This window comes from Aquamicrobium terrae, assembly GCF_052978165.1.
Genome location: NZ_JBRKLZ010000001.1, coordinates 1,463,425 through 1,486,383, shown reverse-complemented (window position 1 = coordinate 1,486,383; position 22,959 = coordinate 1,463,425). Strand labels below are relative to the sequence as shown.

General features: G+C 66.0%; 24 protein-coding genes, 2 tRNA genes and 1 pseudogene. 12 read left to right on the top strand and 15 right to left on the bottom strand.

Translation table 11 applies throughout. The features are described 5' to 3' along the window. Nucleotide 1 precedes the first annotated feature (1 nt). The 4 genes from ACVCNR_RS07560 (at nucleotide 2) to ACVCNR_RS07545 (ending at nucleotide 3,203) form a co-directional block, all read left to right on the top strand. Nucleotides 2-880, top strand: coding sequence for a F0F1 ATP synthase subunit gamma (locus tag ACVCNR_RS07560; RefSeq protein WP_447074233.1), 879 nt, complete (start codon nucleotides 2-4; stop codon nucleotides 878-880). Nucleotides 881-951: 71 nt separating this feature from the next. Continuing rightward, entirely contained in the window at nucleotides 952-2,592 is a 1,641-nt protein-coding gene (gene atpD, locus ACVCNR_RS07555) for a F0F1 ATP synthase subunit beta (RefSeq protein WP_354197120.1), read from the top strand. Nucleotides 2,593-2,595: 3 nt separating this feature from the next. After that, nucleotides 2,596-2,790 (top strand): glutathione S-transferase, encoded by a 195-nt coding sequence (locus ACVCNR_RS07550; protein WP_354197122.1) that lies wholly within the window; start codon nucleotides 2,596-2,598, stop codon nucleotides 2,788-2,790. Nucleotides 2,791-2,795: 5 nt separating this feature from the next. Continuing rightward, nucleotides 2,796-3,203, top strand: coding sequence for a F0F1 ATP synthase subunit epsilon (locus ACVCNR_RS07545; RefSeq protein WP_354197124.1), 408 nt, complete (start codon nucleotides 2,796-2,798; stop codon nucleotides 3,201-3,203). Nucleotides 3,204-3,466: 263 nt separating this feature from the next. Here the strand turns inward: ACVCNR_RS07545 and ACVCNR_RS07540 are convergent, their stop codons facing one another. From ACVCNR_RS07540 to ACVCNR_RS07530, 3 genes and pseudogenes are all read right to left on the bottom strand, one after another. Next, nucleotides 3,467-4,753, bottom strand: a complete 1,287-nt coding sequence (locus ACVCNR_RS07540) for an NAD(P)/FAD-dependent oxidoreductase (RefSeq protein ID WP_354197126.1) — start codon at nucleotides 4,751-4,753, stop codon at nucleotides 3,467-3,469. Nucleotides 4,754-4,797: 44 nt separating this feature from the next. Continuing rightward, nucleotides 4,798-5,166 (bottom strand): annotated as a pseudogene (locus ACVCNR_RS07535) (four helix bundle protein). Between the two features lie 41 nt (nucleotides 5,167-5,207). After that, complete coding sequence (locus ACVCNR_RS07530; protein WP_354197128.1) at nucleotides 5,208-6,629, bottom strand: glutamine synthetase family protein; 1,422 nt, start codon at nucleotides 6,627-6,629, stop codon at nucleotides 5,208-5,210. Between the two features lie 304 nt (nucleotides 6,630-6,933). Here ACVCNR_RS07530 and ACVCNR_RS07525 point away from each other — a divergent pair, with 304 nt between their 5' ends. Continuing rightward, nucleotides 6,934-8,955, top strand: a complete 2,022-nt coding sequence (locus tag ACVCNR_RS07525; protein WP_447075654.1) for a hydantoinase/oxoprolinase N-terminal domain-containing protein — start codon at nucleotides 6,934-6,936, stop codon at nucleotides 8,953-8,955. A gap of 254 nt (nucleotides 8,956-9,209) precedes the next feature. Here ACVCNR_RS07525 and yacG read toward each other — a convergent pair whose 3' ends face one another. From yacG to infA, 3 genes are read right to left on the bottom strand one after another with little or no spacing between them, the layout of a single operon-like run. Then, on the bottom strand, nucleotides 9,210-9,428 hold the full coding sequence (gene yacG, locus ACVCNR_RS07520; protein ID WP_354197132.1) for a DNA gyrase inhibitor YacG: 219 nt from the start codon (nucleotides 9,426-9,428) through the stop codon (nucleotides 9,210-9,212). Continuing rightward, nucleotides 9,425-10,060, bottom strand: a complete 636-nt coding sequence (locus ACVCNR_RS07515) for a Maf-like protein (protein ID WP_447074232.1) — start codon at nucleotides 10,058-10,060, stop codon at nucleotides 9,425-9,427. Before ACVCNR_RS07515 ends, yacG begins: the two co-directional genes overlap by 4 nt. Nucleotides 10,061-10,081: 21 nt before the next feature. Further along, nucleotides 10,082-10,300, bottom strand: coding sequence for a translation initiation factor IF-1 (infA, locus tag ACVCNR_RS07510; RefSeq protein ID WP_011579535.1), 219 nt, complete (start codon nucleotides 10,298-10,300; stop codon nucleotides 10,082-10,084). 417 nt (nucleotides 10,301-10,717) lie between these two features. Between infA and ACVCNR_RS07505 the strand changes: the two genes are divergently transcribed. Further along, the gene (locus tag ACVCNR_RS07505; protein ID WP_447074231.1) at nucleotides 10,718-12,013 is read left to right on the top strand and encodes an NCS2 family permease; all 1,296 of its coding nucleotides are present in this window, start codon (nucleotides 10,718-10,720) and stop codon (nucleotides 12,011-12,013) included. A 105-nt stretch (nucleotides 12,014-12,118) separates the two neighbouring features. Here the strand turns inward: ACVCNR_RS07505 and ACVCNR_RS07500 are convergent, their stop codons facing one another. The 7 genes from ACVCNR_RS07500 to ACVCNR_RS07470 form a co-directional block, all read right to left on the bottom strand. Continuing rightward, nucleotides 12,119-12,550 carry an NUDIX hydrolase gene (locus tag ACVCNR_RS07500; RefSeq protein ID WP_354197138.1) on the bottom strand — a complete coding sequence of 144 codons (432 nt, stop codon included), beginning with the start codon at nucleotides 12,548-12,550 and terminating at the stop codon, nucleotides 12,119-12,121. A gap of 1 nt (nucleotide 12,551) precedes the next feature. Then, nucleotides 12,552-12,953, bottom strand: coding sequence for an arsenate-mycothiol transferase ArsC (locus ACVCNR_RS07495; RefSeq protein WP_447074230.1), 402 nt, complete (start codon nucleotides 12,951-12,953; stop codon nucleotides 12,552-12,554). A gap of 46 nt (nucleotides 12,954-12,999) precedes the next feature. Continuing rightward, nucleotides 13,000-13,485 carry a UPF0262 family protein gene (locus ACVCNR_RS07490; protein ID WP_354197142.1) on the bottom strand — a complete coding sequence of 162 codons (486 nt, stop codon included), beginning with the start codon at nucleotides 13,483-13,485 and terminating at the stop codon, nucleotides 13,000-13,002. A gap of 4 nt (nucleotides 13,486-13,489) precedes the next feature. Then, on the bottom strand, nucleotides 13,490-14,782 hold the full coding sequence (gene hisD, locus ACVCNR_RS07485) for a histidinol dehydrogenase (protein ID WP_447074229.1): 1,293 nt from the start codon (nucleotides 14,780-14,782) through the stop codon (nucleotides 13,490-13,492). A gap of 5 nt (nucleotides 14,783-14,787) precedes the next feature. After that, a complete protein-coding gene (locus ACVCNR_RS07480) occupies nucleotides 14,788-15,222 on the bottom strand; it encodes a DUF2948 family protein (RefSeq protein ID WP_354197146.1) in 435 nt (144 codons plus the stop codon). A gap of 91 nt (nucleotides 15,223-15,313) precedes the next feature. Then, nucleotides 15,314-16,603 (bottom strand): UDP-N-acetylglucosamine 1-carboxyvinyltransferase, encoded by a 1,290-nt coding sequence (gene murA, locus ACVCNR_RS07475; RefSeq protein ID WP_447074228.1) that lies wholly within the window; start codon nucleotides 16,601-16,603, stop codon nucleotides 15,314-15,316. 157 nt (nucleotides 16,604-16,760) lie between these two features. Next, on the bottom strand, nucleotides 16,761-16,937 hold the full coding sequence (locus tag ACVCNR_RS07470) for a hypothetical protein (RefSeq protein ID WP_354197150.1): 177 nt from the start codon (nucleotides 16,935-16,937) through the stop codon (nucleotides 16,761-16,763). A gap of 132 nt (nucleotides 16,938-17,069) precedes the next feature. Between ACVCNR_RS07470 and ACVCNR_RS07465 the strand changes: the two genes are divergently transcribed. Beyond that, nucleotides 17,070-17,144, top strand: a tRNA-Thr gene (locus tag ACVCNR_RS07465). A gap of 258 nt (nucleotides 17,145-17,402) precedes the next feature. Here the strand turns inward: ACVCNR_RS07465 and ACVCNR_RS07460 are convergent. Beyond that, a tRNA-Ser gene (locus tag ACVCNR_RS07460) sits at nucleotides 17,403-17,492 on the bottom strand. Between the two features lie 548 nt (nucleotides 17,493-18,040). Between ACVCNR_RS07460 and rplU the strand changes: the two genes are divergently transcribed. The 3 genes from rplU (at nucleotide 18,041) to ACVCNR_RS07445 (ending at nucleotide 19,715) form a co-directional block, all read left to right on the top strand. Next, nucleotides 18,041-18,640, top strand: a complete 600-nt coding sequence (gene rplU, locus ACVCNR_RS07455) for a 50S ribosomal protein L21 (protein ID WP_447074227.1) — start codon at nucleotides 18,041-18,043, stop codon at nucleotides 18,638-18,640. 90 nt (nucleotides 18,641-18,730) lie between these two features. Continuing rightward, entirely contained in the window at nucleotides 18,731-19,000 is a 270-nt protein-coding gene (gene rpmA, locus ACVCNR_RS07450) for a 50S ribosomal protein L27 (RefSeq protein ID WP_354197172.1), read from the top strand. Nucleotides 19,001-19,121: 121 nt separating this feature from the next. Beyond that, nucleotides 19,122-19,715, top strand: a complete 594-nt coding sequence (locus tag ACVCNR_RS07445; RefSeq protein ID WP_447074226.1) for a GNAT family N-acetyltransferase — start codon at nucleotides 19,122-19,124, stop codon at nucleotides 19,713-19,715. Nucleotides 19,716-19,804: 89 nt separating this feature from the next. On the opposite strand, the gene ACVCNR_RS07440 is transcribed toward ACVCNR_RS07445, so the two are convergent. After that, nucleotides 19,805-20,665 carry an endonuclease/exonuclease/phosphatase family protein gene (locus ACVCNR_RS07440; RefSeq protein ID WP_447074225.1) on the bottom strand — a complete coding sequence of 287 codons (861 nt, stop codon included), beginning with the start codon at nucleotides 20,663-20,665 and terminating at the stop codon, nucleotides 19,805-19,807. 108 nt (nucleotides 20,666-20,773) lie between these two features. Between ACVCNR_RS07440 and obgE the strand changes: the two genes are divergently transcribed. After that, nucleotides 20,774-21,814: a GTPase ObgE gene (gene obgE, locus ACVCNR_RS07435; RefSeq protein WP_447074224.1), complete on the top strand. Its 1,041-nt coding sequence runs from the start codon at nucleotides 20,774-20,776 to the stop codon at nucleotides 21,812-21,814. Between the two features lie 4 nt (nucleotides 21,815-21,818). Continuing rightward, complete coding sequence (proB, locus tag ACVCNR_RS07430) at nucleotides 21,819-22,952, top strand: glutamate 5-kinase (RefSeq protein WP_447074223.1); 1,134 nt, start codon at nucleotides 21,819-21,821, stop codon at nucleotides 22,950-22,952. The last annotated feature ends 7 nt before the right edge of the window (nucleotides 22,953-22,959 follow it).

Genomic DNA, 22,959 nt, shown 5'->3' with positions numbered 1-22,959 from the left:
CATGGCGTCACTGAAAGACCTTCGTAACCGCATCGCCTCGGTCAAGGCGACGCAGAAGATCACCAAGGCGATGCAGATGGTCGCCGCGGCGAAGCTGCGTCGTGCCCAGGAGGCTGCGGAGGCCGCGCGCCCCTATTCGGAGCGCATGAGTGCCGTCCTGGCCAACATCACCCAGGCCATCGGCGCGGGCGGCGAAGCCCCGGCGCTGATGACCGGCACCGGCAAGGACGACGTGCATCTGCTCGTCGTCTGCACGGCCGAGCGCGGCCTGTGCGGCGGCTTCAACTCGCAGATCGCGCGCTTCGCCCGCGATCACATCCGCAAGCTTCTGTCCGACGGCAAGACGGTCAAGATCATCTGCGTCGGCAAGAAGGGCTTCGACATCCTGCGCCGCGACTATGCGCAGCTCATCATCGAGCGCATCGACCTGCGCGAGGTGAAGACGATCGGCTTCGCCAATGCCGACGCGATCGCCAAGAAGGTGATCGGGCTGTTCGAGCAGGGCCAGTTCGACGTCTGCACGCTGTTCTACTCGAACTTCAAGTCGGTGATCAGCCAGGTGCCGACCGCGCAGCAGCTCATTCCGGCCGCCGCTCCTGCCGAAGCCGAAGCCGCCAACGGCAGCGCCGTCTACGAGTACGAGCCGGAGCCGAGCGAGATCCTTTCCGACCTGATCCCGCGCAACATCTCCGTCCAGGTCTTCCGCGCGCTGCTGGAAAACGCAGCCGGCGAGATGGGCGCCAAGATGAGCGCCATGGACAATGCGACGCGCAATGCCGGCGACATGATCAACAAGCTGTCGATCACCTACAACCGCCAGCGGCAGGCGCAGATCACCAAGGAACTCATCGAAATCATTTCGGGCGCCGAGGCGCTCTAGCATGCGGCGTGAAGGCCGGTCGCCTTCACCGGAGCATGTGACAACAAACGGACGAAAAAGGGCTAGAGACGATGGCGAAAGCAGCGACCCCCAAAAAGGCGACCGCTAAGACTGCAGAAGCTCCCGTGAAGGCGGCCGCGGCAAAGGCGGCGCCCAAGGCGGCAGTGAAGGCTGAGGCTCCCAAGAAGGCTCCTGCAAGGGGTGCCGCGGCGAAAGAGGCGGCCAAGCTGGTGGCCGAAGGCAAGCCGGGCAAGGTCGACACGCGTGGCACGACGGCGAGCTTCAATCTCGCCAAGGGCCCGAAGGGCAAGGTTCGTCAGGTCATCGGCGCCGTTGTCGACGTGCAGTTCGAAGATCATCTCCCGGCCATCCTGAACGCGCTCGAGACCGAGAATGTCGGCAACCGCCTGGTTCTCGAAGTCGCGCAGCACCTCGGCGAGAACACCGTGCGCTGCATCGCCATGGATGCCACCGAAGGCCTGGTGCGCGGTCAGTCCGTGGCCGACACCGGCGCGCCGATCTCGGTGCCGGTCGGCCCGGGCATGCTCGGCCGCATCATCAACGTCATCGGCGAGCCGGTCGACGAAGCCGGCCCGATCACCGCCACCGAGCATCGCGGCATTCACCAGCCGGCTCCGGAATATGTGGACCAGTCCACAGAAGCGGCGATCCTCGTCACCGGCATCAAGGTCATCGACCTGCTCGCGCCTTACGCCAAGGGCGGCAAGATCGGCCTGTTCGGGGGCGCCGGCGTCGGCAAGACCGTTCTCATCCAGGAACTGATCAACAACATCGCCAAGGCGCATGGCGGCTACTCGGTGTTTGCCGGCGTCGGCGAGCGTACCCGCGAGGGCAACGACCTCTATCACGAGTTCATCGAATCGGGCGTCAACCAGAAGGGCGGCGGCGAAGGCTCCAAGGCGGCACTCGTCTACGGCCAGATGAACGAGCCGCCCGGAGCCCGCGCCCGCGTCGCGCTCACCGGCCTGACCGTCGCCGAATATTTCCGCGACCAGGGCCAGGACGTGCTGTTCTTCGTCGACAACATCTTCCGCTTTACCCAGGCGGGTTCGGAAGTGTCGGCCCTGCTCGGCCGCATTCCCTCGGCGGTGGGCTACCAGCCGACGCTGGCCACCGACATGGGCGCCCTGCAGGAGCGCATCACCACCACGACCAAGGGCTCGATCACCTCGGTGCAGGCCATCTACGTGCCGGCCGACGACCTGACCGACCCGGCGCCGGCGACCTCGTTCGCCCACCTCGACGCGACCACGACGCTGAACCGCGCCATCGCCGAGAAAGGCATCTATCCGGCCGTCGATCCGCTGGACTCGACCTCGCGCATGCTCGACCCGCTGATCGTCGGCGAGGAGCACTACCAGGTCGCCCGTGACGTGCAGCAGACGCTGCAGCGCTACAAGTCGCTGCAGGACATCATCGCCATCCTCGGCATGGACGAACTGTCGGAAGAGGACAAGCTGACGGTGGCCCGCGCCCGCAAGATCGAGCGCTTCCTGTCGCAGCCGTTCTTCGTGGCCGAGGTGTTCACCGGCTCGCCGGGCAAGCTGGTCGCCCTTGAAGACACGATCAAGGGCTTCAAGGGCCTGGTCGCCGGCGAGTACGATCATCTTCCGGAAGCTGCCTTCTACATGGTCGGCGGCATCGAGGAAGCCGTGGAAAAGGCGAAGAAGCTGGCTGCCGAAGCTGCCTGATCCATGTCGGGTCGGGAGCTGCGGCTGGAGGACGCGGTCAACGAAACCTGCCCATGGTCGGGCAAGCCGATTTCGGCGGACTCGTTGACCGTCTACAAAGGCCACACGGTCGGTTTCTGTAATCCCGGCTGCCGGGACAAGTTCGCAGCGGCGGTCTCGCATTTCGAGGCGTCGCTGCCCGAGGCACCAAAGGCATAGGCATCATGGCTGAAGCTTTCCAATTCGAACTGGTCTCGCCGGAGCGTCTGCTCGTCTCCGAGAAGATCGAATCGGTCGTCATTCCGGCAACGGAAGGCGAGATGACCGTGATGGCGAACCACGCTCCGGTCATGACCACGATCAAGCCGGGCGTCGTCACCGTGAAGACGGCTGCCGGGCAGCAGGAGCGCTATGTGGTGTTCGGCGGCTTCGCCGACATCCTGCCGGCCGGCTGCACGCTGCTGGCGGAATCGGCCGTGGCCGTGAAGGACCTCGACCGGGACGATATCGCCCGCCGCGTCCAGGACGCCAGGGAAGATGTCGCCGACGCCAAGGACGATGCCGCGCGCACGCGGGCGGAGCAGTATCTGGCCCAGCTTACCACGCTGCAGGGCGCCCTTCAGGCCGCTTGATCCGGCCGAAAAAAACCTATGTGAAAAAGCGGGCTCGCCCGGCTTTTTTCATGGCCCCATGCCGCCTTCACAAGCGGATTGCTTCGGCAAAGTGGCCATGGCCAGCCAAAAATGCAGAACCCGCGCCCTTTGGTGAGGCGCGGGTTGTTGCCTGGGTGCTCGCGCACCGCGGTACTCGATACACGTGCCGCAGGTCCGCGACAATGCGGGGCAGTGGTGAAGATTGGTTTAACGGGTGCGAGGGTCCCGGCCAATGCGTCCTGTCAGATCCGGTCGCGCAGGGCGTACCAGTTGAGCGCCAGGAACAGCAGCGGGCCCCGCAGGCGCCGGCCGCCGGGGAAGGAGGGTATCTTCAGTTCCTCGAACAGCTTCAGCTTCTCGCGGTTGCCGGCGACGGTGTCGGCATAGAGCTTGCCGACGAAATTCGACAGCATCACGCCATGGCCGGAATAGCCGCCGGCCGAGATGACATTGGGCATCACCTCGCGCACGAAGGGCTTGCGCGGCATGGTGATGCCGACATAGCCGCCCCAGCCATGGGTGATCTCGACATCCTTCAGCGCCGGATAGATCTCGGCGATCTGCCTGCGGATATGGATGTGGATGTCGCCGGGGTCGGACACGGCATAGATCTCGCGGCCACCGAACAGCAGCCGGCCGTCCTTCGACTTGCGGAAATAGCGCACCACGAAGCGCGAATCGTCCACCGACTCTCCGCCCGGAATGACCGGACTGTCGGCGCCCAGCGGCACGGTCGCGCCGATGAAGGAGCCGATCGGCATGATGTGCGCGGCGCTGACCGGTTCCAGCGTGCCGCCATAGGCATTGGTGGCGATCAGGCACTTCTGTGCCGTGATGGTGCCGTAAGGTGTCGTCACCCGCACCTTGCCGCCGGTTGAATCTATGCCGGTGGCCGGCGTGTCCTCATGCACGTGCGCGCCGGCTGCGGCGGCCACGCGGGCGGTGCCGATGACCAGCTTGAGCGGGTGGATATGGCCGGTGCCGGTGTCGCGCACGCCGCCGAAGAAGCGATCGGAGCCCAGTCGTTCCGCGGTTTCCCCGGCATCCATGAAGGCGATATGCGGATAGCCAAAACGGGTGGCCATCAGCTCGGCATGGGCCTTGTAGTCGTCGACATAGCGCTTCTTGTGCGCCACAGACATCTGGCCGGGCATGTAGTCGAGGTCGATGCCGTTTTCCTGAGCGAAGTCCAGCAGGTGCGACTTCGCCTCCTCGGCAAGGTCGAACAGCGCCTTGGCGCGGGCAAGGCCATATTCGCCTTGCATCTCCTCGGGCCAGGCGCGCTGGCCGGTGCCCATCTGGCCGCCATTACGTCCGGAGGCGCCGTCGCCGAACCGGTGCGCCTCGATCAGCACGACATTCGTGCCGGCCCTGGCCAGATGCGCGGCAGCCGAGAGCCCCGTGAAGCCGCCGCCGACGATCACGACATCGCAGTTTCGGTCTCCATCCAGCCGGGGATATGCGGGCCTTTCACCGACGGTGTCTTCATACCATGAGCGGCCGGGTGAAATTGGGGATTGATAGGGCATTGTGATTACAAGGGAGTACGGGATAGGGCAGTAGGGCAGTAGGTTTAGCTGTCAGATAGCCTGCGGATCAGCAGGCGCAGCAGTTTGCCGACACTTTCGCTCATAGTCATGAGCGGATCGATGTCCTTATCTGTGGCAATTCCCACGCGCCCGGCAAGAAGCAGATGCGTTTCAAACTCCTTGAGCGATCACTGTGCAATCCTGAGAAACTGTTGGTAGGAGCCGTGATTTTCGCGCCCGAAACCCTCGGCAATGTTTGCCGGAACAGAGGACGCGGCACGACGGAGCTGACTTGTAAGACCATAAAGTTCTTCCTTTGGCCAAGCCTTGGTAATGGTGTAGGCCGCAGCGGCAAGATCCATGGCCTGTTGCCAGACGACGAGGTCGCGATAGGAGTTGATCCCGGCCTTCATGCCTGCGACTTTCCCCCTACTGCCCTACTCCCCCTGACCTCCTAGACATTCAACAACAGATACTCCCGCTCCCACGGGCTGATGACTTCCATGAAGGTCTCGAACTCGGCCCGCTTGATCGCGGCATAGGTGGTGGCGAAGGTCTTGCCGAGGAGGGCGGCCAGTTCTTCGTCGTGCTCGAACAGGTCGACGGCCTCCAGCAGTCCGCGCGGCAGGTCGATCTCGTCCTCGTTGGCCGTCGTCACCACGGGAGGCTCGGCCTCCAGGCGGTTGGTCATTCCGATCAGGCCGCAGGCGAGGGAAGCTGCGACCGCAAGATAGGGATTGGCGTCGGACGAGGGGATGCGGTTTTCGACGCGCCGCGCCGCCGGGTCGGAACGCGGCACGCGGAAGGCGGTGGTGCGGTTGTCGTAGCCCCATTTGTTGTTGACCGGCGCCGAGGCGGCCTGGGTGAGGCGACGGTAGGAATTCACATAAGGCGCCAGCATCACCAGCGCGTTCGGCACATGCTTCTGCATGCCGCCGATGAAGTGGAAAAAGTCTTCGCTTTCGGCGCCATCCGGGGCCGTGAAGATGTTGCGGCCGGTCTTCTTGTCGATGATCGACTGATGGATGTGCATGGCCGAGCCGGGCTGGCCCTGGATGGGCTTGGCCATGAAGGTGGCGTAGATGTTGTGCTTTAGCGCCGCCTCGCGGATGGTGCGCTTGAACATGAACACCTGATCCGCCAGCTCGATCGGGTCGCCGTGGCGCAGGTTGATCTCGAGCTGTCCGGCGCCTTCCTCGTGGATGAGGGTGTCGATCTCGAGGCCCTGGCTTTCCGAGAAATGATAGATGTCGTCGATCAGCTCGTCGAACTCGTTGACGCCGGCGATCGAATAGCCGGCGCCGCCGCCGATGGCGCGGCCGGAGCGGCCGACGGGTGGGGTCAGCGGATAGTCGGGGTCGGGGTTCTTGTGAACCAGATAGAATTCGATCTCCGGCGCGACCACGGGCTTCAGCCCGCGCTCGTCGTAGGCGGCGACGACGCGCTTGAGCACGTTGCGCGGCGTGAATTCCACCGAGCGCCCGTCCTGATGCACCAGATCGCAGATCACCGCGGCGGTCGGGTCTTCCTCCCACGGCACCACGGTCAGCGTCGAAAGGTCGGGCACCAGTTTCAGGTCGCCGTCATCCTCTGGATAGACGAAGCCGTTGCCGTCTTCCGGGTAGCCGCCGGAAATGGTGGCCATGAACACGGCGGACGGCAGGGCGAGCGAGGTGTTGGAGGTGAACTTGTTCGACGGCATCATCTTGCCGCGTGCGACGCCGGCCTGGTCCGGCGTGATGCATTCGATATCTTCGATGCCGCGCCACTCGAGCCAGGCGCTGACTTCCTTCCAGTTCTTCACCCCACGCAGGTTCTTGACGAAAGCTGGGGTGCGGGCACGTTTCGAGCGAACTTCCTTCTTGGCAGGCGGCATCAATCACCAAATGAGACAATGTTGCCGGAGTATGCCGCTTCGCCGCGAGGAAGGGAAGGGGGCTTTCTGCACCGGAAGATGGCGACCGGTTTGCGACGCCGATGTCGCTTATCGGGAGCCGTCGGCGGGCGTGCGGGCCTAAATTCGCTTGCATTGGACGGCAGCCGGCGCGATTGCTCGGCCTGTCGTCCATGGCGGCCCGTGCGCCGCCGACAATTTGCAGGTCTGCCGTGCCATCGTCCCTTCCTTCCCGTCTTCCGCTCTCATCCCTCGATGCCGGTGCAATGCCGGGGCAGGCGTGACCGTGTTGCCGCCGAACAGGCCGTCAAGCGGCGCGCTCTATCTGGGTATCGATACGGGCGGCACCTACACCGACGCGGTGCTGTGGTCCGAAGAGGCCGGGATCGTGGCCAAGGCGAAGTCGCTCACCACGCGTCACGATCTGGCGGAGGGCATTTCGGGTGCGGCCGATGCGGTGCTGGCCGAGTCCGGCATCGAGCACGGCGCGATCAAGCTGGTGTCGATGTCGACCACGCTTGCCACCAATGCCTTGGTGGAAGGGCAGGGCGGGCGCGTGGCGCTGGTGATGATCGGTTTCGGCGCGGAGGACCTCGCCCGCAACGGCCTGTCCGGCGCGCTCGGCACCGATCCGGTGATCTTCTGCCCCGGCGGCCACGACGTGCACGGCAATGCCGCCGAATTGTCGCTGGAGGCGCTGGAAGCGGCGCTGCCGGAACTGGAGCGGTCGGTCACGGGCGTGGCGGTGGCGGCCTATTTCGCGGTGCGCAACCCCGAGCACGAGATTGCCGCGCGCGACCTCATCCGGGCGCGCACGCGGCTGCCGGTCACCTGCTCGCACGAGCTGACCTCCAAGCTCGGCGGGCCGCGCCGGGCGCTCACCACCCTGCTCAATGCCCGCCTCATTTCCATGATCGACCGGCTGATCGCCGCCACCGAAGGCTTCCTGGCCCGGCGGGAGATCCAGGCGCCGCTGATGGTGGTGCGCGGCGACGGCGCGCTGATCACCGCGGATTTCGCCCGCACCCGGCCCATCGAGACGATCCTGTCCGGACCGGCCGCCAGCCTTGTCGGCGCGCGCCACCTGACCGGGTTCGACGATGCGGTCGTCTCCGACATCGGCGGTACCACCACGGATGTGGCCGTGCTCGATCAAGGCCGGCTCAGGCTCGACCCGGAAGGAGCGACGGTGGGCGGCATGCGCACCATGGTCGAGGCCGTCGCCATGCGCACCTTCGGCCTTGGCGGCGATTCGGAAGTGACGCTGCGCGACCATGCGCTGGCGACGCGGATCGAACTTGGGCCGCGCCGGCTGGTGCCGCTGTCATTGGCGGCGGTGCGCCATGGCGAGGTGGTGGACAAGGCGCTTTCCCGGCAGTTGCTGCAGCCCGCCGCCAGCCGGCTGGACGGCCGCTTCGCCATGCGCACCGGCGTGCCCGAAAGCGCTGCCTCGGGTCTCTCCAACACCGAAACGCGGCTTTATGCGCAGATCGCGGACGTTCCTGCCGCGCTCGACCGCCTGCTGGTCTCCACCTCGCAAGTCGCCACGCTCAACCGGCTGGTGGCGCGGGGGCTCGTGCATATCGTCGGCTTCACCCCGTCGGATGCGGCCCATGTTCTGGGCCGGCAGGCGAACTGGAACGCGGCGGCGGCGTGGCTCGGCGCCGAGCTGATGGCGCGCCGACGCAACGGCATGGGCCAACCGGCGGCGGACACCGCCGAGGGGCTCAGCGAGCTTGTGCTGGCCGCCGTGACCCGCCGTTCCGCCGAAATGATGTTCGAGACGGTCTTTGCGGCCGACGGGCTGGAGGAGGAGGCGCCGGTGACGCATGCGCTGGTGCAGCGGGCGCTCGACGGCAACCGCGGCATGGCGCGCCTGTCGATCGCGCTCGACCGGCCGGTGATCGGCCTCGGTGCTTCCGCCCATCTCCACTATGCCGGCCTGCCTTCGCTGGTCGGCAGCGCGTGCGAGATCGCCCCCGACGCCGATGTCGCCAACGCGCTGGGCGCCGTGGTGGGGCAGGTGCGCATGTCGGCCGAGGCGCGCATCAGCCAACCGGAGCCCGGCGTCTATCGCGTCAATGCCGGCGAACTGCTGGAGGATTTCGAGACCGAGGAGGAGGCGATGGCGGCAGCCGAACAGGCGGCCCGCGCCATTGCCGTCGAACTGGCCGGTCGGGCCGGCACCGACCATGCCCGCATCGACGTGAGCCGCGACATCAGGGATGCGGTGATCGAGGGCGAGCGCAGCCTGGTCGAGGCCTTCATCGTTGCCACCGCCGCTGGGCGTCCGCGCGTGGCGAGTTGATGTGGCAGGGCTGTCGCACTTGGCGCTACCCCCCACCCCTAACGCTACCCCCACCCCTAACGCTACCCCCACCCCTAACCCCTCCCCACAAGGGGGAGGGGATTCCGCGACGGCAGCGATTGGAACTGCATTGAAGATTGTAGCGGCGACACCGGCGAAATCGTCCCCCTCCCCCTTGTGGGGAGGTGGGGTATGATGACGCGCGGATGGCCTTGCCGTTTGCGGCGGGCGGTTCCATCTGAACCTGAATTGTGTCAGTCCTGCCTGTTGCCGCTGTCCGGCACGTCGTCGGCGTCTTCCTCGTCGTCGCGCACCGGGATGACATAGGCGCCCTTCAGCCAGCGATTGAGGTCGATGTCCTTGCAGCGCTTGGAGCAGAAGGGATAGGTATCGCGGGCCGAAGGCCGGCCGCATTCGGGGCAAGGCCGCTTTGGCCGCAGAGGTGTGACCTGTGCCTTGGTGTCGCCGGTCATGACACGCCTTGGGCCGGCCATCCGGCGCGGGTGTCGAAACCCTCGCCGGCAAGCAGCGCCACGGTTTCGTAGAGCGGCAGCCCGACCACGCTGGTGTAGGAGCCGATCAGCTTGACCACGAAGGAGCCGGCCAGCCCCTGCACGGCATAGGCGCCGGCCTTGCCGCGCCATTCGCCGGAGGCGACGTAGCGGTCGATGTCCTCGCGCGGCAGGCGCCGGAAGCGCACCCGTGTCTCGACCAGCTTCTGGCGCAGCTTGCCGGATGGGGTGGCGAGGCAGATACCGGAATAGACCCGGTGCGAGCGGCCGGACAGCAATTGCAGGCAATAGACGGCGTCGTCGATGGTCTCCGCCTTGGGCAGGATGCGGCGGCCGACGGCCACCACTGTATCGGCGGCCAGCACATAGGCCGGCGGCGCGTCCGCCTCGGCCTTCAGCGTGGCGAGAGCCTGCTCGGCCTTCTCCTTCGCCAGGCGCTTGGCCAGCGAACGCGGATGCTCGGCCCGCAGCGGCGATTCGTCGATGTCGGTCGGCAGAATGCGGTCAGGCTCGATGCCCGCCTGCTGCAGGAGCAGGATCCTGCGCGGCGAAGCCGAGGCAAGCACCAGCGTCTGCGGTTTGCTCCCAGCCATGCTTGCCTGCCCGGACGACTTTTACTTGAAACGGTAGGTGATGCGGCCCTTGGTCAGGTCATAGGGCGTCATCTCGACCAGGACCTTGTCACCGGTCAGCACGCGGATGCGGTTCTTGCGCATGCGGCCGGCGGTGTGGGCGATGATTTCGTGATCGTTTTCGAGCTTCACCCGGAACATGGCGTTCGGCAGCAATTCCGTCACCACGCCCGGAAACTCGAGGACTTCTTCCTTCGGCATTCGATACCTTTTCTCGGGTGATGATCCGGGACGTCGCCCGGATTTTGCGCGGAACCTATATGATAAAGCCGGCTTTGTGAACACGCTAATCGGCGCAGGCGCCAAATGCGTGCGCGCCCGGTGACGGGGAGATTCGCTGCCTCTCGCGGCCACGACCAGCGGTGGAAAATGGCGGTTTCCATTTCGACCGAGCGTTTACAAAAACGATAAACAGCTTTGAGCGAAATTCAGGTAGTTGCCACTTGAACCATCAAGGCAAGGGGCAGATTGTGCGCCGGATCGGGCAGGAGGAACCGGGCCGAACCACGGGAGGGCAGACTAACGCAAGGGAAGCGTTTGTCCAGTCTTGTGTGTCGGGCTTCTTGAAGGTTCATCCAGCCATCACTCGAAAGCCCGTCAGGAGAGGGAGGAGCACAAGTGCTCGAAGCATATTTCAAGATCAAGGAAGAGGGATCGTCGATCCGCACCGAAATCATTGCGGGCATCACCACCTTCCTGACGATGTCCTACATTATTTTCGTCAATCCGGAGATCCTGTCGACGACCGGCATGGACCGCAACGCCGTGTTCGTGGCCACCTGCCTTGCCGCGGCGCTCGGCTCGGCGATCATGGCGTTCGTCGCGCGCTGGCCGATCGGCATGGCGCCGGGCATGGGCCTGAACGCCTTCTTCGCCTTCACCGTCGTCGGCGCCATGGGCTTCACCTGGCAACAGGCGCTGGGCGCGGTGTTCATTTCCGGCGTGATCTTCCTGCTTTTGACGGTCACCGGCGTGCGCCGGTGGCTGGTGGCGGGCATCCCGCATTCCATGCGCAGCGCCATCGCGGCCGGTATCGGCCTGTTCCTGGCCATCATCGCGCTCAAGAGCTCGGAGATCGTGGTCGCAAATCCGGCCACCTTCGTCGGCCTCGGCGATCTCACCCAGACCGGTCCGCTGCTGGCGATCGGCGGCTTCTTCATCATCGCGGCGCTGGATGCGCTGAAGGTGCGCGGCGCCATCCTGATCGGCATCCTGATCATCACCGTGCTTTCGATGATGCTGGGCGTCAGCCAGTTCGGCGGCATCGTGTCCCTGCCGCCGTCGATCGCGCCCACTTTCATGCAGCTCGACGTGCTCGGCGCCCTGCATGCCGGTCTGGCGCATGTCATCCTGGTGTTCGTGCTAGTCGAGATCTTCGATGCGACGGGCACGCTGATCGGCGTCGCCAAGCGCGCCGGCCTGATGCCCGAGGGCAAGCCCAACCGTCTCGGCCGCGCGCTGATGGCCGACAGCACCGCCATCCTGGCCGGTTCGGTGCTGGGAACCTCCAGCACCACCGCCTATGTCGAGAGCGCCTCGGGCGTGCAGGCCGGCGGCCGCACCGGCCTGACCGCGCTGGTCGTCGCCCTGCTGTTCCTCGCCGCGCTGTTCTTCTCGCCGCTGGCCGGCGCAGTTCCGGTCTATGCCACGGCCCCGGCGCTGCTCTATGTCGCCTGCCTGATGATGCGCGAACTGCTCGACGTCGAATGGGACGAAATCACCGAGGCCGCTCCGGCCGCGCTGACGGCGCTGATCATGCCGTTCACCTATTCGATCGCCAACGGTCTGGCCTTCGGCTTCATCTCCTATGCGGTGCTCAAGACGCTGACCGGACGCTACAAGGACGTCCATCTGGCCACCTGGCTGGTGGCGGCCCTGTTCATCATCCGCTTCGTGATGGTGGGCGGCGAATAGTCCCGTCCTGACGAATCGACCGGAAACCGCCCGCAACACTCTGTTGCGGGCGTTTTTCTTTGGGCCGATCCGCATGGGCGGAAGCGTCGGGTGAGGGGGCCGGATTTATCCGGCCGCGTGCCGCTCCAGCCTTGCCCTGATGAGCGGCAGGATCAGGTCGCGCGACAGGGGCGCCAGCTCCAGGTCAGGCGGGTCGAACGGATCGAGCCAGCACAGTTGCGCGATCTCCGCCTGTGCCTCCACCGGCGCGTCGATCTCCACCAGGAAGGTTTGCGCCTCGACCTTGCGTCCCGCCTCGTTCGCGGCTGGGGCCGAGAAGCAGCCGAGATATTCGGCGCTGCCCGCATCGATCGTCAGGCCGAGCTCTTCCTCAAGCTCGCGGCGCAGGGCGGCCAGCGGCGCCTCGCCCGCGTCGATCTTGCCGCCGGGCTGCATGAAGGAAGAAGTGCCGCGCTTGCGCACCAGCAGCGTCCTGCGATCCGGACCGATCAGGGCAGCCGCGGCGATGCGGATGGTGTCGGCAAGGAGGTGGGTCACGTCAGGCAGGCTCCACGAAGCGTTTGGCGATTCGCTCCTTCAAGTGTTCGCGCACATCGCGATAGGCCGCCAGCCGCTGCTCGCGGGTTCCGGTGATCGAGGTCGGGTCGAAGGTCGGCCAGTATTCCACATCCACCGCCATGGTGCGGGTGAGCTCCATCGCCATATGGTGGGCCTGCGGCGACAGGGTGACGATGAGGTCGAAGAAGGCGTCCTCGACCTCGTCCATCGCACGCGGCTCGCGCTCGCCCAGCGACAGGCCCTCCTCTTCGAGAACCGCATCGACGAAGGGATCGCGCTCGCCGGCATGGACGCCGGCCGAGGCCACGAAGATGCCGGACGGCAGCATGCGGCGCGCCAGCATCTCCGCCATGGGGGAGCGCACGGCGTTCATCCCGCACATGAACAGGATCGAGCGGGGTTTGGAGGGGGAGGGCACCTCGCTCAGGTCAGCCTCGCCAGTGCAGCACGCACACGAGGGTGAACAGCCGCCGTGCGGTGTCGAAATCGACGTCGATCTTGCCGGCCAGCCGGTCCTTCAGCGTTTGCGAGCCTTCGTTGTGCAGGCCGCGCCGGCCCATGTCGATGGCTTCGATGTGGCTGGGCGACGCCGAGCGGATGGCGTCGTAATAGCTTTCGCAGATCATGTAGTAATCCTTGACGATGCGCCGGAACGGCGTCAGCGACAGGATATGGGTGACGACGTCCGAGCCGTCCTCGCGGGTGATGGCGAACACCAGGCGCGAATCGACCAGCGACAGCTTCAGCTTGTAGGGCCCCGGCGTGCTGTCGTTGACCGGCCGGAAGCTGTTTTCCTCGATCAGGTCGAAGATCGCCACGGCGCGTTCGTGCTCGACGTCCGGCGTCGAACGGCCGATCGTCTCGTCGAGCTCGACGTCGATCAGCCTGTCGCGCTGGGGGTCGAAGTCCGCCATACCGCTACATGTTCAATCGGATGGCGACAGAGCGGGCATGCGCGTCGAGGCCTTCCGCCGTGGCCAGGGCGATGGCGGCAGGCCCCAGCGCGCGCAACTGCTCCGCGCCGAGCTTGAGGATCGAGGTGCGCTTGACGAAGTCGAGCACCGACAGGCCGGAGGAAAAACGGGCCGAGCGCGCGGTGGGCAGCACATGGTTCGAGCCGCCGACATAGTCGCCGATCACCTCCGGCGTATGGCGGCCGATGAACACGGCGCCGGCATTGCGAATCCGTCCGAGCAGGCTTTCCGCGTCGTCGAGGGCCAGCTCCAGATGCTCGGCCGCGATGCGGTCGATCAGCGGGATCGCCGCCTCGAAGTCCTCGACGAGGATGACGGCGCCGAAATCGCGCCAGCTCTGCGCGGCGGTCGCGGACCGCGAAAGGCTGCGCAACTGGCGCTCGACCGTCTCCTCGACGGCCTTGCCGAAGCCGGCATCGTCGGTGATCAGGATCGACTGGGCCGACGCGTCATGCTCGGCCTGCGCCAGCAGGTCGGCCGCGACCCAGTCGGGGTCGTTGGAGGCGTCGGCCACCACCAGCACTTCCGAGGGGCCGGCGATCATGTCGATGCCGACGGTGCCGAACACCTGCCGCTTGGCGGCCGCCACATAGGCGTTGCCGGGGCCGACGATCTTGGCGACCGGACGGACGGTCTCTGTGCCATGGGCCAGCGCCGCGACGGCCTGCGCCCCGCCGATGCGGTAGATTTCGGTAATGCCGGCGAGATCGGCCGCCACCAGGACCAGCGGGTTGATGGTGCCACCGGACGCCGGCACCACCATGACGATGCGCTCCACCCCCGCCACGACGGCGGGCATGGCGTTCATCAGCACCGAACTCGGATAGCTGGCGGTGCCGCCCGGCACATAGAGGCCGACCGATTCGACCGCCGTCCAGCGCGAGCCGAGCTCGACGCCGAGCGGGTCGGTGTAGCGGTCGTCCTGCGGCATCTGGCGCTGGTGATGCGAGCGGATGCGATCGCGCGCCAGCTTCAGCGCCTCGATGGTCTTCGGGTCGGCCTTGCCGTAGGCCGCCTCGATATCGGCGCGGGAAACGGCGATGCCCAGCGTCGCCAGATCGGCGCGGTCGAAGCGCAGCGTATAATCGAGGAGGGCGGCATCGCCTTCGGCTCGCACGCGGGCGATGATGTCGCGCACCACGGCATCGACATCCGCCGACACCTCGCGCTTGGTGGACAGGAAGGCGGCGAAACGCCGCTCGAAATCCATGTCCGATTGTCTCAGCGTAAGGGCCATGCGGGTCAGATCCTGTGGGCGGGGCGCGACGAGGCCTGCCAGGCGCCGCCGGTGTCGGCGAGGCGGGCTTCCACGCATTCGACGTCGAGCATGATGGCGCCGCCGCCGGCGAAGACGAGCTCGACGATGCCGGCCGGCTTGCTCGTGGGCACGAAGGAGACGGCGAGCAGCGACAGCACCTCTTCGGGCTTGTCGCGGGCGATGCCGGCGGCCTTGGCGCCGAGCACCCGGTCGAAATGCAGCACGCTTTGCCGGCGCTCGTTGTTCCTGCGCAGGAAACCGGGCTTCCTTTCCCAGGCGAAACGGTTCATCGGCAGGACGAAGCGGCGGACGGACGGCAGATATTGCAGGTCGCGCACCTTCATCACCGCGTCCTGCACATGCGCCGAAATGACGTTGAGGTCCTGCTCGTCGAGCGCGATCAGCTTGAGTTGATCCATGCCGGTTTCGCACCTGCGAAGGGTTGTCGTGGATCCTTGTGTTAGGCTGTCTTGCGAGCCTGTGCAACCGCGATGCGGACCGGAGCCCGCATCAGCCGGTGATGCGTTCTATGGTCGCGCCGCAGCCGGAGAGCTTTTCCTCCAGCCGCTCGAAGCCGCGGTCGAGATGGTAGACGCGGTTGACGACGGTTTCGCCCTCGGCGGCCAGTCCGGCGATGACCAGCGACACCGAGGCGCGCAGGTCCGTGGCCATGACCGGCGCACCTTTCAGCTTCGCCACGCCGTCGACGATGGCGGTCTGGCCGGACAGGGTGATGTGGGCGCCGAGCCGGGCCAGTTCCTGCACATGCATGAAGCGGTTCTCGAAGATCGTCTCGGTGATGTGCGAGCGGCCCTTGGCCATGGTCATCAGGCCCATGAACTGCGCCTGCAGATCGGTCGGGAAGCCGGGGAAGGGCTCGGTGGTAATGTCCACCGGCTCGATGCCGGCGCCGTTGCGGTAGACGCGGATGCCTTTGTTGGTGGTGGTGATCTCGGCGCCGGTGCGGGCGATGGTGTCGAGCGCGGTTTCCAGCAGGTCCGGGCGCGCGCCCTCCAGAAGCACGTCGCCGCCGGTCATGGCCACGGCCATGGCATAGGTGCCGGTCTCGATGCGGTCGGGGATGACGCGCACGCTGGCGCCGTGCAGCTCATCCACGCCCTCGATGGTGATGGTTTCGGTGCCGGCGCCGGAAATCCGCGCGCCCATGGCATTGAGGCATTCGGCGAGGTTGACGACTTCCGGCTCGCGGGCGGCATTCTCCAGAACGGTCTCGCCGCGGGCGAGGGAGGCGGCCATCATCAGCACATGGGTGGCGCCGACCGAGACCTTGGGGAAGCGGTACCGGTTGCCGCGCAGGCCCTTCGCCGTCCTGGCCAGCACGTAGCCGCTCTCGACGTCGATGTCGGCGCCGAGCGCCTGCAGGCCGTCGATGAACAGGTCGACCGGCCGGGTGCCGATGGCGCAGCCGCCCGGCAGCGAGACCCTGGCCTCGCCCATGCGGGCCAGCAGCGGGCCGACGACCCAGAACGAGGCGCGCATCTTCGACACCAGCTCATAGGGGGCGGTGGTGTCGACGATGCTGGCGGCGGTGAAGTTGACGGTGCGCGAATAGCCTTCGGTCTGGCTGTGGCGGCGGCCGTTGACCGAATAGTCGACGCCGTGATTGCCGAGGATGCGGATGAGCTGCTCGACATCGGCCAGATGCGGCACGTTCTCCAGCGTCAGCGTCTCGCGCGTCAGCAGCGAGGCGATCATCAGGGGCAGGGCGGCGTTCTTGGCGCCGGAAATCGGAATGTTGCCTGAGAGCCGGTTGCCCCCGACGATCCTGATGCGGTCCATGAACATGCCTCTCCCCGGCGATGGCCGGTCTGGGATGTGCCGCGCCGTGCTTCGGTCGGTGGGCGGGCTTCAATCGGTTGAAGCGGTCCGTCTACCCCATAGGCGGCCGCCGTTCAAGAAAATGCGCGGGCGCCCGCCCGCGGAAAGTCGTGCCGGGTCAGCCCTCCGGCTTGGCTTGCGCGGCCTCGATGCCTTGCGGGCGCTGGTCGGCGTCGCCGGCACGGCGCGCCCGGGTCTGGGCCTTGCGCTTTGCGAGATTGGTCCGCAGCGCCTCGGCCAGACGCGCCTTGCGCGCGTCTTCCCCCTTGGCGGCGGTTCCTTTCCGGTCCTTCATGCGTGCGTCCCCGACGGCTGGATGCAGCCCCATGAATATGGCAAGGGCATGTCCGAAACAACGTCTTTCAACAGGGTGTTTATGGCCTTGCACTCGGCCAAACGATGTGGCAGAAGTCCGCCGCATCCGGTCGCTGCCGTAGCTCAGTGGTAGAGCACTCCCTTGGTAAGGGAGAGGTCGAGAGTTCAATCCTCTCTGGCAGCACCATTTCCTTCCCAAACAGTCCGAAGAACGGCGATTTCGATATCGCCGGCAATTGCGTTGAACGCAAACTCAGCGGCAAAGTCCCTGTGCGATAACGTCTCTGCCGATCTTCATCTTGGCTGGGTGCGAGACGGAGCCGGCAGGAAATCGCGGCCCTGATGATATGGTCGGCGGATGTGGGTCGGCTTTGCATCGAAGTGCACAAAGACATTGTGCCATCGCGCAGGGGTTGCCGCAAAAACTTCGGATGTCGGGATTTTATGGCGGAGAAGGAGGGATTCGAACCCCCGATACCCTTGCGAGTATGCCGCATTTCGAGTGCGGTGCATTCAACCACTCTGCCACTTCTCCGCAACTGTGGTCGGCCGGTGCCGGCGGCGCACTAGATAACGGCAGTCGCGCTCCGATACAAGGCCAAATAAAGCCTCGGCGCCAAGGTTTCTCCTCCTTCCATGCCGATACCCGGATTTGTCCCGCAACGGGCGGGCGAGAGGGGCAGGGCTGAGATGGACGCGCAGTCTCGCAGGTGCGGCGCGTTTTGGGGACATATATAAAGAGAGGCGCGCCTGGGAAGGGGAAATGCGCTCCCGGCGCGGCGGGCGATGCCGCCGGATCGGCAATGGCCGGGTCGACAAGGGACGGGTCGACAAGGGGGACGGGTCGACAAGGGACCGGGCCGACAGCGACGCCGGCGGCAAGCCGATGTTTTCCTTGACTTCATCTCGACCATCGGCTAGGGACGGCGCGCAATCGGCGTGGGCTCGACCCGCGCCGCTTGTTTTATTGAACCCGCAGACTGACAAAAAGACGGCCGATCCGCCGGTTCCGGCATGCAGCGTCCGAAAGGACGAGCCGGAACTACAGGGTCACAAGGCCGACCGAACAGCGAAAGGCAAAAAATGTTCGCAGTCATCAAAACGGGCGGCAAGCAGTATCGCGTGGCCGCCAACGACGTGCTGAAGATCGAGAAGGTTTCGGGCGAGGTCGGCGACATCGTCGAGATCGGCCAGGTGCTGGCACATGGCGAAGGCGACAATGTCGTCATCGGCGCGCCGCTCGTGGAAGGCGCCACCGTCGCCGCCGAGATCGTGGAGCAGGGCAAGGCCCGCACCGTCATCGCGTTCAAGAAGCGCCGCCGCCAGAATTCGCGCCGCAAGATCGGCCATCGCCAGCTTCTCACCACGGTGCGGATCTCCGAGATCCTGACCGGTGGCGCCAAGCCGTCGAAGAAGGCCGCTGCCAAGGCCGAGGCGAAGGCCGAAGACAAGGCCGCCGCACCGCTGTTCAAGGCGCCCAAGGGCGAGCCGGACGACCTGACCGCCATCAAGGGCATCGGCCCGGTGGCTGCCGAGCAGCTCAAGGAGCAGGGCATCACCACCTTCGCCCAGATCGCCAAGCTGTCCGACGCCGACGTCGAGAAGATCGACGGGGCCATGCCGTTCAGCGCCGACCAGATCAAGGACTGGCGCGAACAGGCCAAGGAACTGGCGAAGAAGTAACGGACTTTCCGTCCGGATCGGACTTGAAACGGACGCCCTGCGCGTCCATAAGGATTGCAAGCGCCTGAAACGGCGCAAAGGAGCATCAAGATGGCACACAAGAAAGCTGGCGGTTCGTCGCGCAACGGGCGCGACTCGGAGTCGAAGCGCCTTGGCGTGAAGAAGTTCGGCGGGGAATCGGTGATTCCCGGCAACATCATTATTCGTCAACGCGGCACCCAGTGGCATCCCGGCACCAATGTCGGCATGGGCAAGGATCATACCCTTTTCGCTCTTGAGGCAGGTGCCGTGTCGTTTGCGAAGAAAGCCAACGGCCGAACCTACGTGTCGGTAAACCCGATGCCGAAGGCCGCGGAGTAGCCGGTTTCCGCACTACAACACCGGCGCCCCATCTCGGGAACCGGTGTCTGGCCAGACCAGAAAAGGATCAGGGGAGATGGGTCGCCATCTCCCCTTTTTCTTTGCCTGGAGGGACTGAGCCATGGTCGTCGAGAAGGAAGACTTCGAAGATTACTACGATTTGAGAATAGACTGCCCGGTGCTGGTCACCGAGCGGCTGGTGCTGCGCGCGCCGCATGAGGAGGACGTGGAGGACCTTGTCGCCCTGGCCGACAACCGCCGCGTCGCCGAGATGCTCGGCCGCATGCCGCATCCCTATGGCGAGACGGAAGCGCGCGCCTTCGTCGCCAACAGCAAGCTCACCGGCCTGGGCGGCGCCGTCTATGCGCTGACGCTTGCCGACAACGGCGCGCTGGTCGGCTGCGCCGGCCTGACCCGCAACGAGCGCGGGCTGGAACTCGGCTACTGGGTCGGCGAGCCCTTCTGGGGGAAGGGCTATGCCACCGAGGCGGCGCATGCGCTGGTCGATCTCGCCTTCCGGGCGACCGACATCAACGCGCTGCACGCCTCCTGCCGGGTCATCAATCCGGCCTCGCGGCGCGTCATTCACAAGTGCGGCTTCCAGTATGCGGGGCAGGGCATGCTGAACTCGCTCGTCGCCGGCAAGGTGCCGATCGAGCGCTACCGCCTCGACCGGCGCACCTGGTCCAGCCTGCGCTCCTGGGCGCGCAGTTGATGTCACATCGACATGACGCCGATGGCTTGTCTCCTGGCATGAGCATCGGATTATTCCGAAAAGCGGATCCCACTTTTCGGTCCGATGCTCTATTCGATCACCGTCCACACCGGCTGGTGGTCGGAGCCGTCGGCGTCGTTGTCGATCCAGCAGTCCCGGACGCGGCCGGCAAGGCCCGCCGTGACGAAGCAGTAGTCGAGCCGCGAATGCTTGCCGGCGCCCGAAAGATCGGTCCAGCTCACGCTTCCCTCCGGGGCGGGACCGGCAAGGCGCGAGGCATCGACCGGGTGATGGGCGACGATGCGGCGGCCGAACAGCGTGTCGGGCGCGCCGGTCATCTCGGCATATTCGGGCTCGTTCGGGCGCATGTTGAAATCGCCCATGAGCACGAAGTCGTCGGGGCAGGGCGGTTCGGGAAAGCCGTATTCGCCGGCGCCGGTGATGGCGCCGCCTTCCATCGGATAGGCATAGGCGCGGTCCTTCAGGTGGCGGATCTGCATGATCCGCTCCTCGGCGCTGACGTGGTCGAGATGGATGCTGTAGATGCGCAAGGGGCCGAGCGGCGTGACGATCAGCCCTTCCAGGGCGGCGCGCTGCAGATTGGCCTTGTCGTAGGTGCGGCTGCGCGGCAGGAACAGGTTGCGGCAGGAGACGATCGGCCAGCGCGACAGAAGCATGTTGCCGAACTGGAACCGCATTGCCGGTTTCGGCGGGTTCGGCACCAGCGCGCCGAAGTCGATGTCCATCGCCGCGCCATAGACATGGTGATGGTCGGGCAACAGCGCGGTGAGCCCGGCCACCATGTCGATGCCGCCATTGGTGGGATAGTTGCGGGTGACCTCCTGCAGGGCGATGATGTCGGCCCCGGCAACGCTTTCTGCGATGCGCTCCAGCCCCACCTTGCCGTCGCGTCCGACGCCGAACTGCACGTTGTAGGTCACCAGCTTCATTCAATTCCCCCTTGCCACCTGCAGGAATCGGCCTCGCACTTCGCCGCACCTTAGGCTAGTGAAGGGCACTTTCATGAAACGCAATAGCAGCGAAAGCGGCACAGTCCGATGAAATTCCTCGATCAGGCCAAGGTTCACATTCGCTCCGGCGACGGCGGTGCCGGCGCGGTGTCGTTCCGCCGCGAAAAATTCATCGAGTTCGGCGGGCCGGACGGCGGCGACGGCGGTCGCGGCGGCGATGTCTGGGCCGAGGCCGTCGACGGGCTCAACACGCTGATCGACTACCGCTACCAGCAGCATTTCAAGGCGCAGACCGGCGTGCACGGCATGGGCCGCAACCGCACCGGCGCAAAGGGTTCGGACGTGGTGCTGAAAGTGCCGGCCGGCACGCAGATTTTCGAGGAAGACAACGAAACGCTGATCTGCGACCTGACAGAACCCGGCCAGCGCTTCCTGCTGGCCAAGGGCGGCAATGGCGGCTTCGGCAACCAGCACTTCAAGACCTCCACAAACCAGGCGCCGCGCCGTGCCAATCCCGGCCTGCCGGGGGTGGAAAAGAGCGTCTGGCTGCGGCTGAAGCTGATCGCCGATGCCGGGCTGGTGGGGCTGCCCAATGCCGGCAAGTCCACCTTCCTCGCCACGGTGACGGCGGCGAAGCCGAAGATCGCCGACTATCCGTTCACGACGCTCTATCCGGGCCTCGGCGTGGCGCGCGTCGATGCGCGCGAATTCGTCATCGCCGACATTCCGGGACTGATCGAGGGCGCGCATGAAGGCGTCGGCATCGGCGACCGTTTCCTCGGCCATGTCGAGCGCACCCGGGTCCTGCTGCATCTGGTTTCGGCGCAGGAGGAACATCCGGGCAAGGTCTACAAGACGGTGCGGGGCGAACTGGAAGCCTATGGCCATGGGCTCGCCGACAAGCCGGAGGTCGTTGCGCTCAGTCAGGTCGATACGCTCGACGCGGACGAGCGCAAGAAGAAGCTCGCGGCGTTGAAACGCGCCGCCGGCACGACGCCGCTGCTGCTTTCGGCGGTGACCGGCGAGGGCGTCGAGGCGGTGCTGCGCGCCCTGATGGCCGTGGTGGAAGAGACGCGGGCGGAGGCCGCGCCCAGCGGCAACGACATCGACGACCGCTGGAAAGCCTGATTGCATGACCGCTCTTTCGCTGAAGGATTATCGCCGCATCACGGTCAAGATCGGCTCGGCCCTGCTGGTCGACCGCAATACGGGGTTGAAGCGCGGCTGGCTGGCCTCGCTGGCCGACGACATCGGCGCGCTGGCGGCCAACGGCGCTGAAATCCTCGTCGTGTCGTCGGGGGCCATCGCGCTCGGCCGCACCATGCTCGGCCTTGGGCGCCGGGCGCTGAAGCTGGAGGAAAGCCAGGCGGCCGCCGCCGTCGGCCAGATCGCGCTGGCGGGTGCATGGGCCGAAGCGCTGGGCAGGCACGGGCTGACATCGGGCCAGATCCTGCTGACGCTCGGCGACACCGAGGAGCGGCGGCGCTATCTCAATGCCCGCGCCACCATTTCGACGCTGCTCAAGATGAAGGCGGTGCCGGTCATCAACGAGAACGACACCGTCGCCACTTCCGAAATCCGCTATGGCGACAACGACCGTCTGGCGGCGCGCGTCGCCACCATGATGGGGGCCGACCTCTTGGTGCTGCTGTCGGACATCGACGGGCTCTACACCGCCCCGCCGGCGCTGGACCCGGATGCCGAGTTCATCCCGGTGGTCGAGCGCATCACGCCCGATATCGAGGCGATGGCCGGCGCGGCCGCCTCCGAACTGTCGCGCGGCGGCATGCGCACCAAGCTCGATGCCGGCAAGATCGCGACCGGAGCGGGCACGGCGATGATCATCACCGCCGGCACGCGCCAGTCGCCGCTGATGGCGATCGAGCGCGGCGAGCGCGCCACGCTGTTCAGGCCGAGCGCGCATCCGGTCAAGGGCTACAAGACCTGGATCGCCGGCCAGCTCGAGCCGGCCGGGCGGCTGACGGTGGACGACGGCGCGGTGAAGGCGCTGTTGTCCGGCAAGTCGCTGCTGCCGGCCGGCGTGCGGCAGGTGTCCGGCAATTTCGCGCGCGGCGACACGGTGGCGATCCTGGCGCCCGACAGCCGCGAGATCGCACGCGGTCTGGTTGCCTATGATGCGGCCGATGCCGTAAGGATTGCGGGGCTGAAGACGACGGAAATCGAGGCCGTGCTCGGTTACGAGGCGCGCTCGGCGATGATCCATCGCGACGACCTCGTCGTGAACGGCAACGGATTTGAAATCTAGCTCTGGT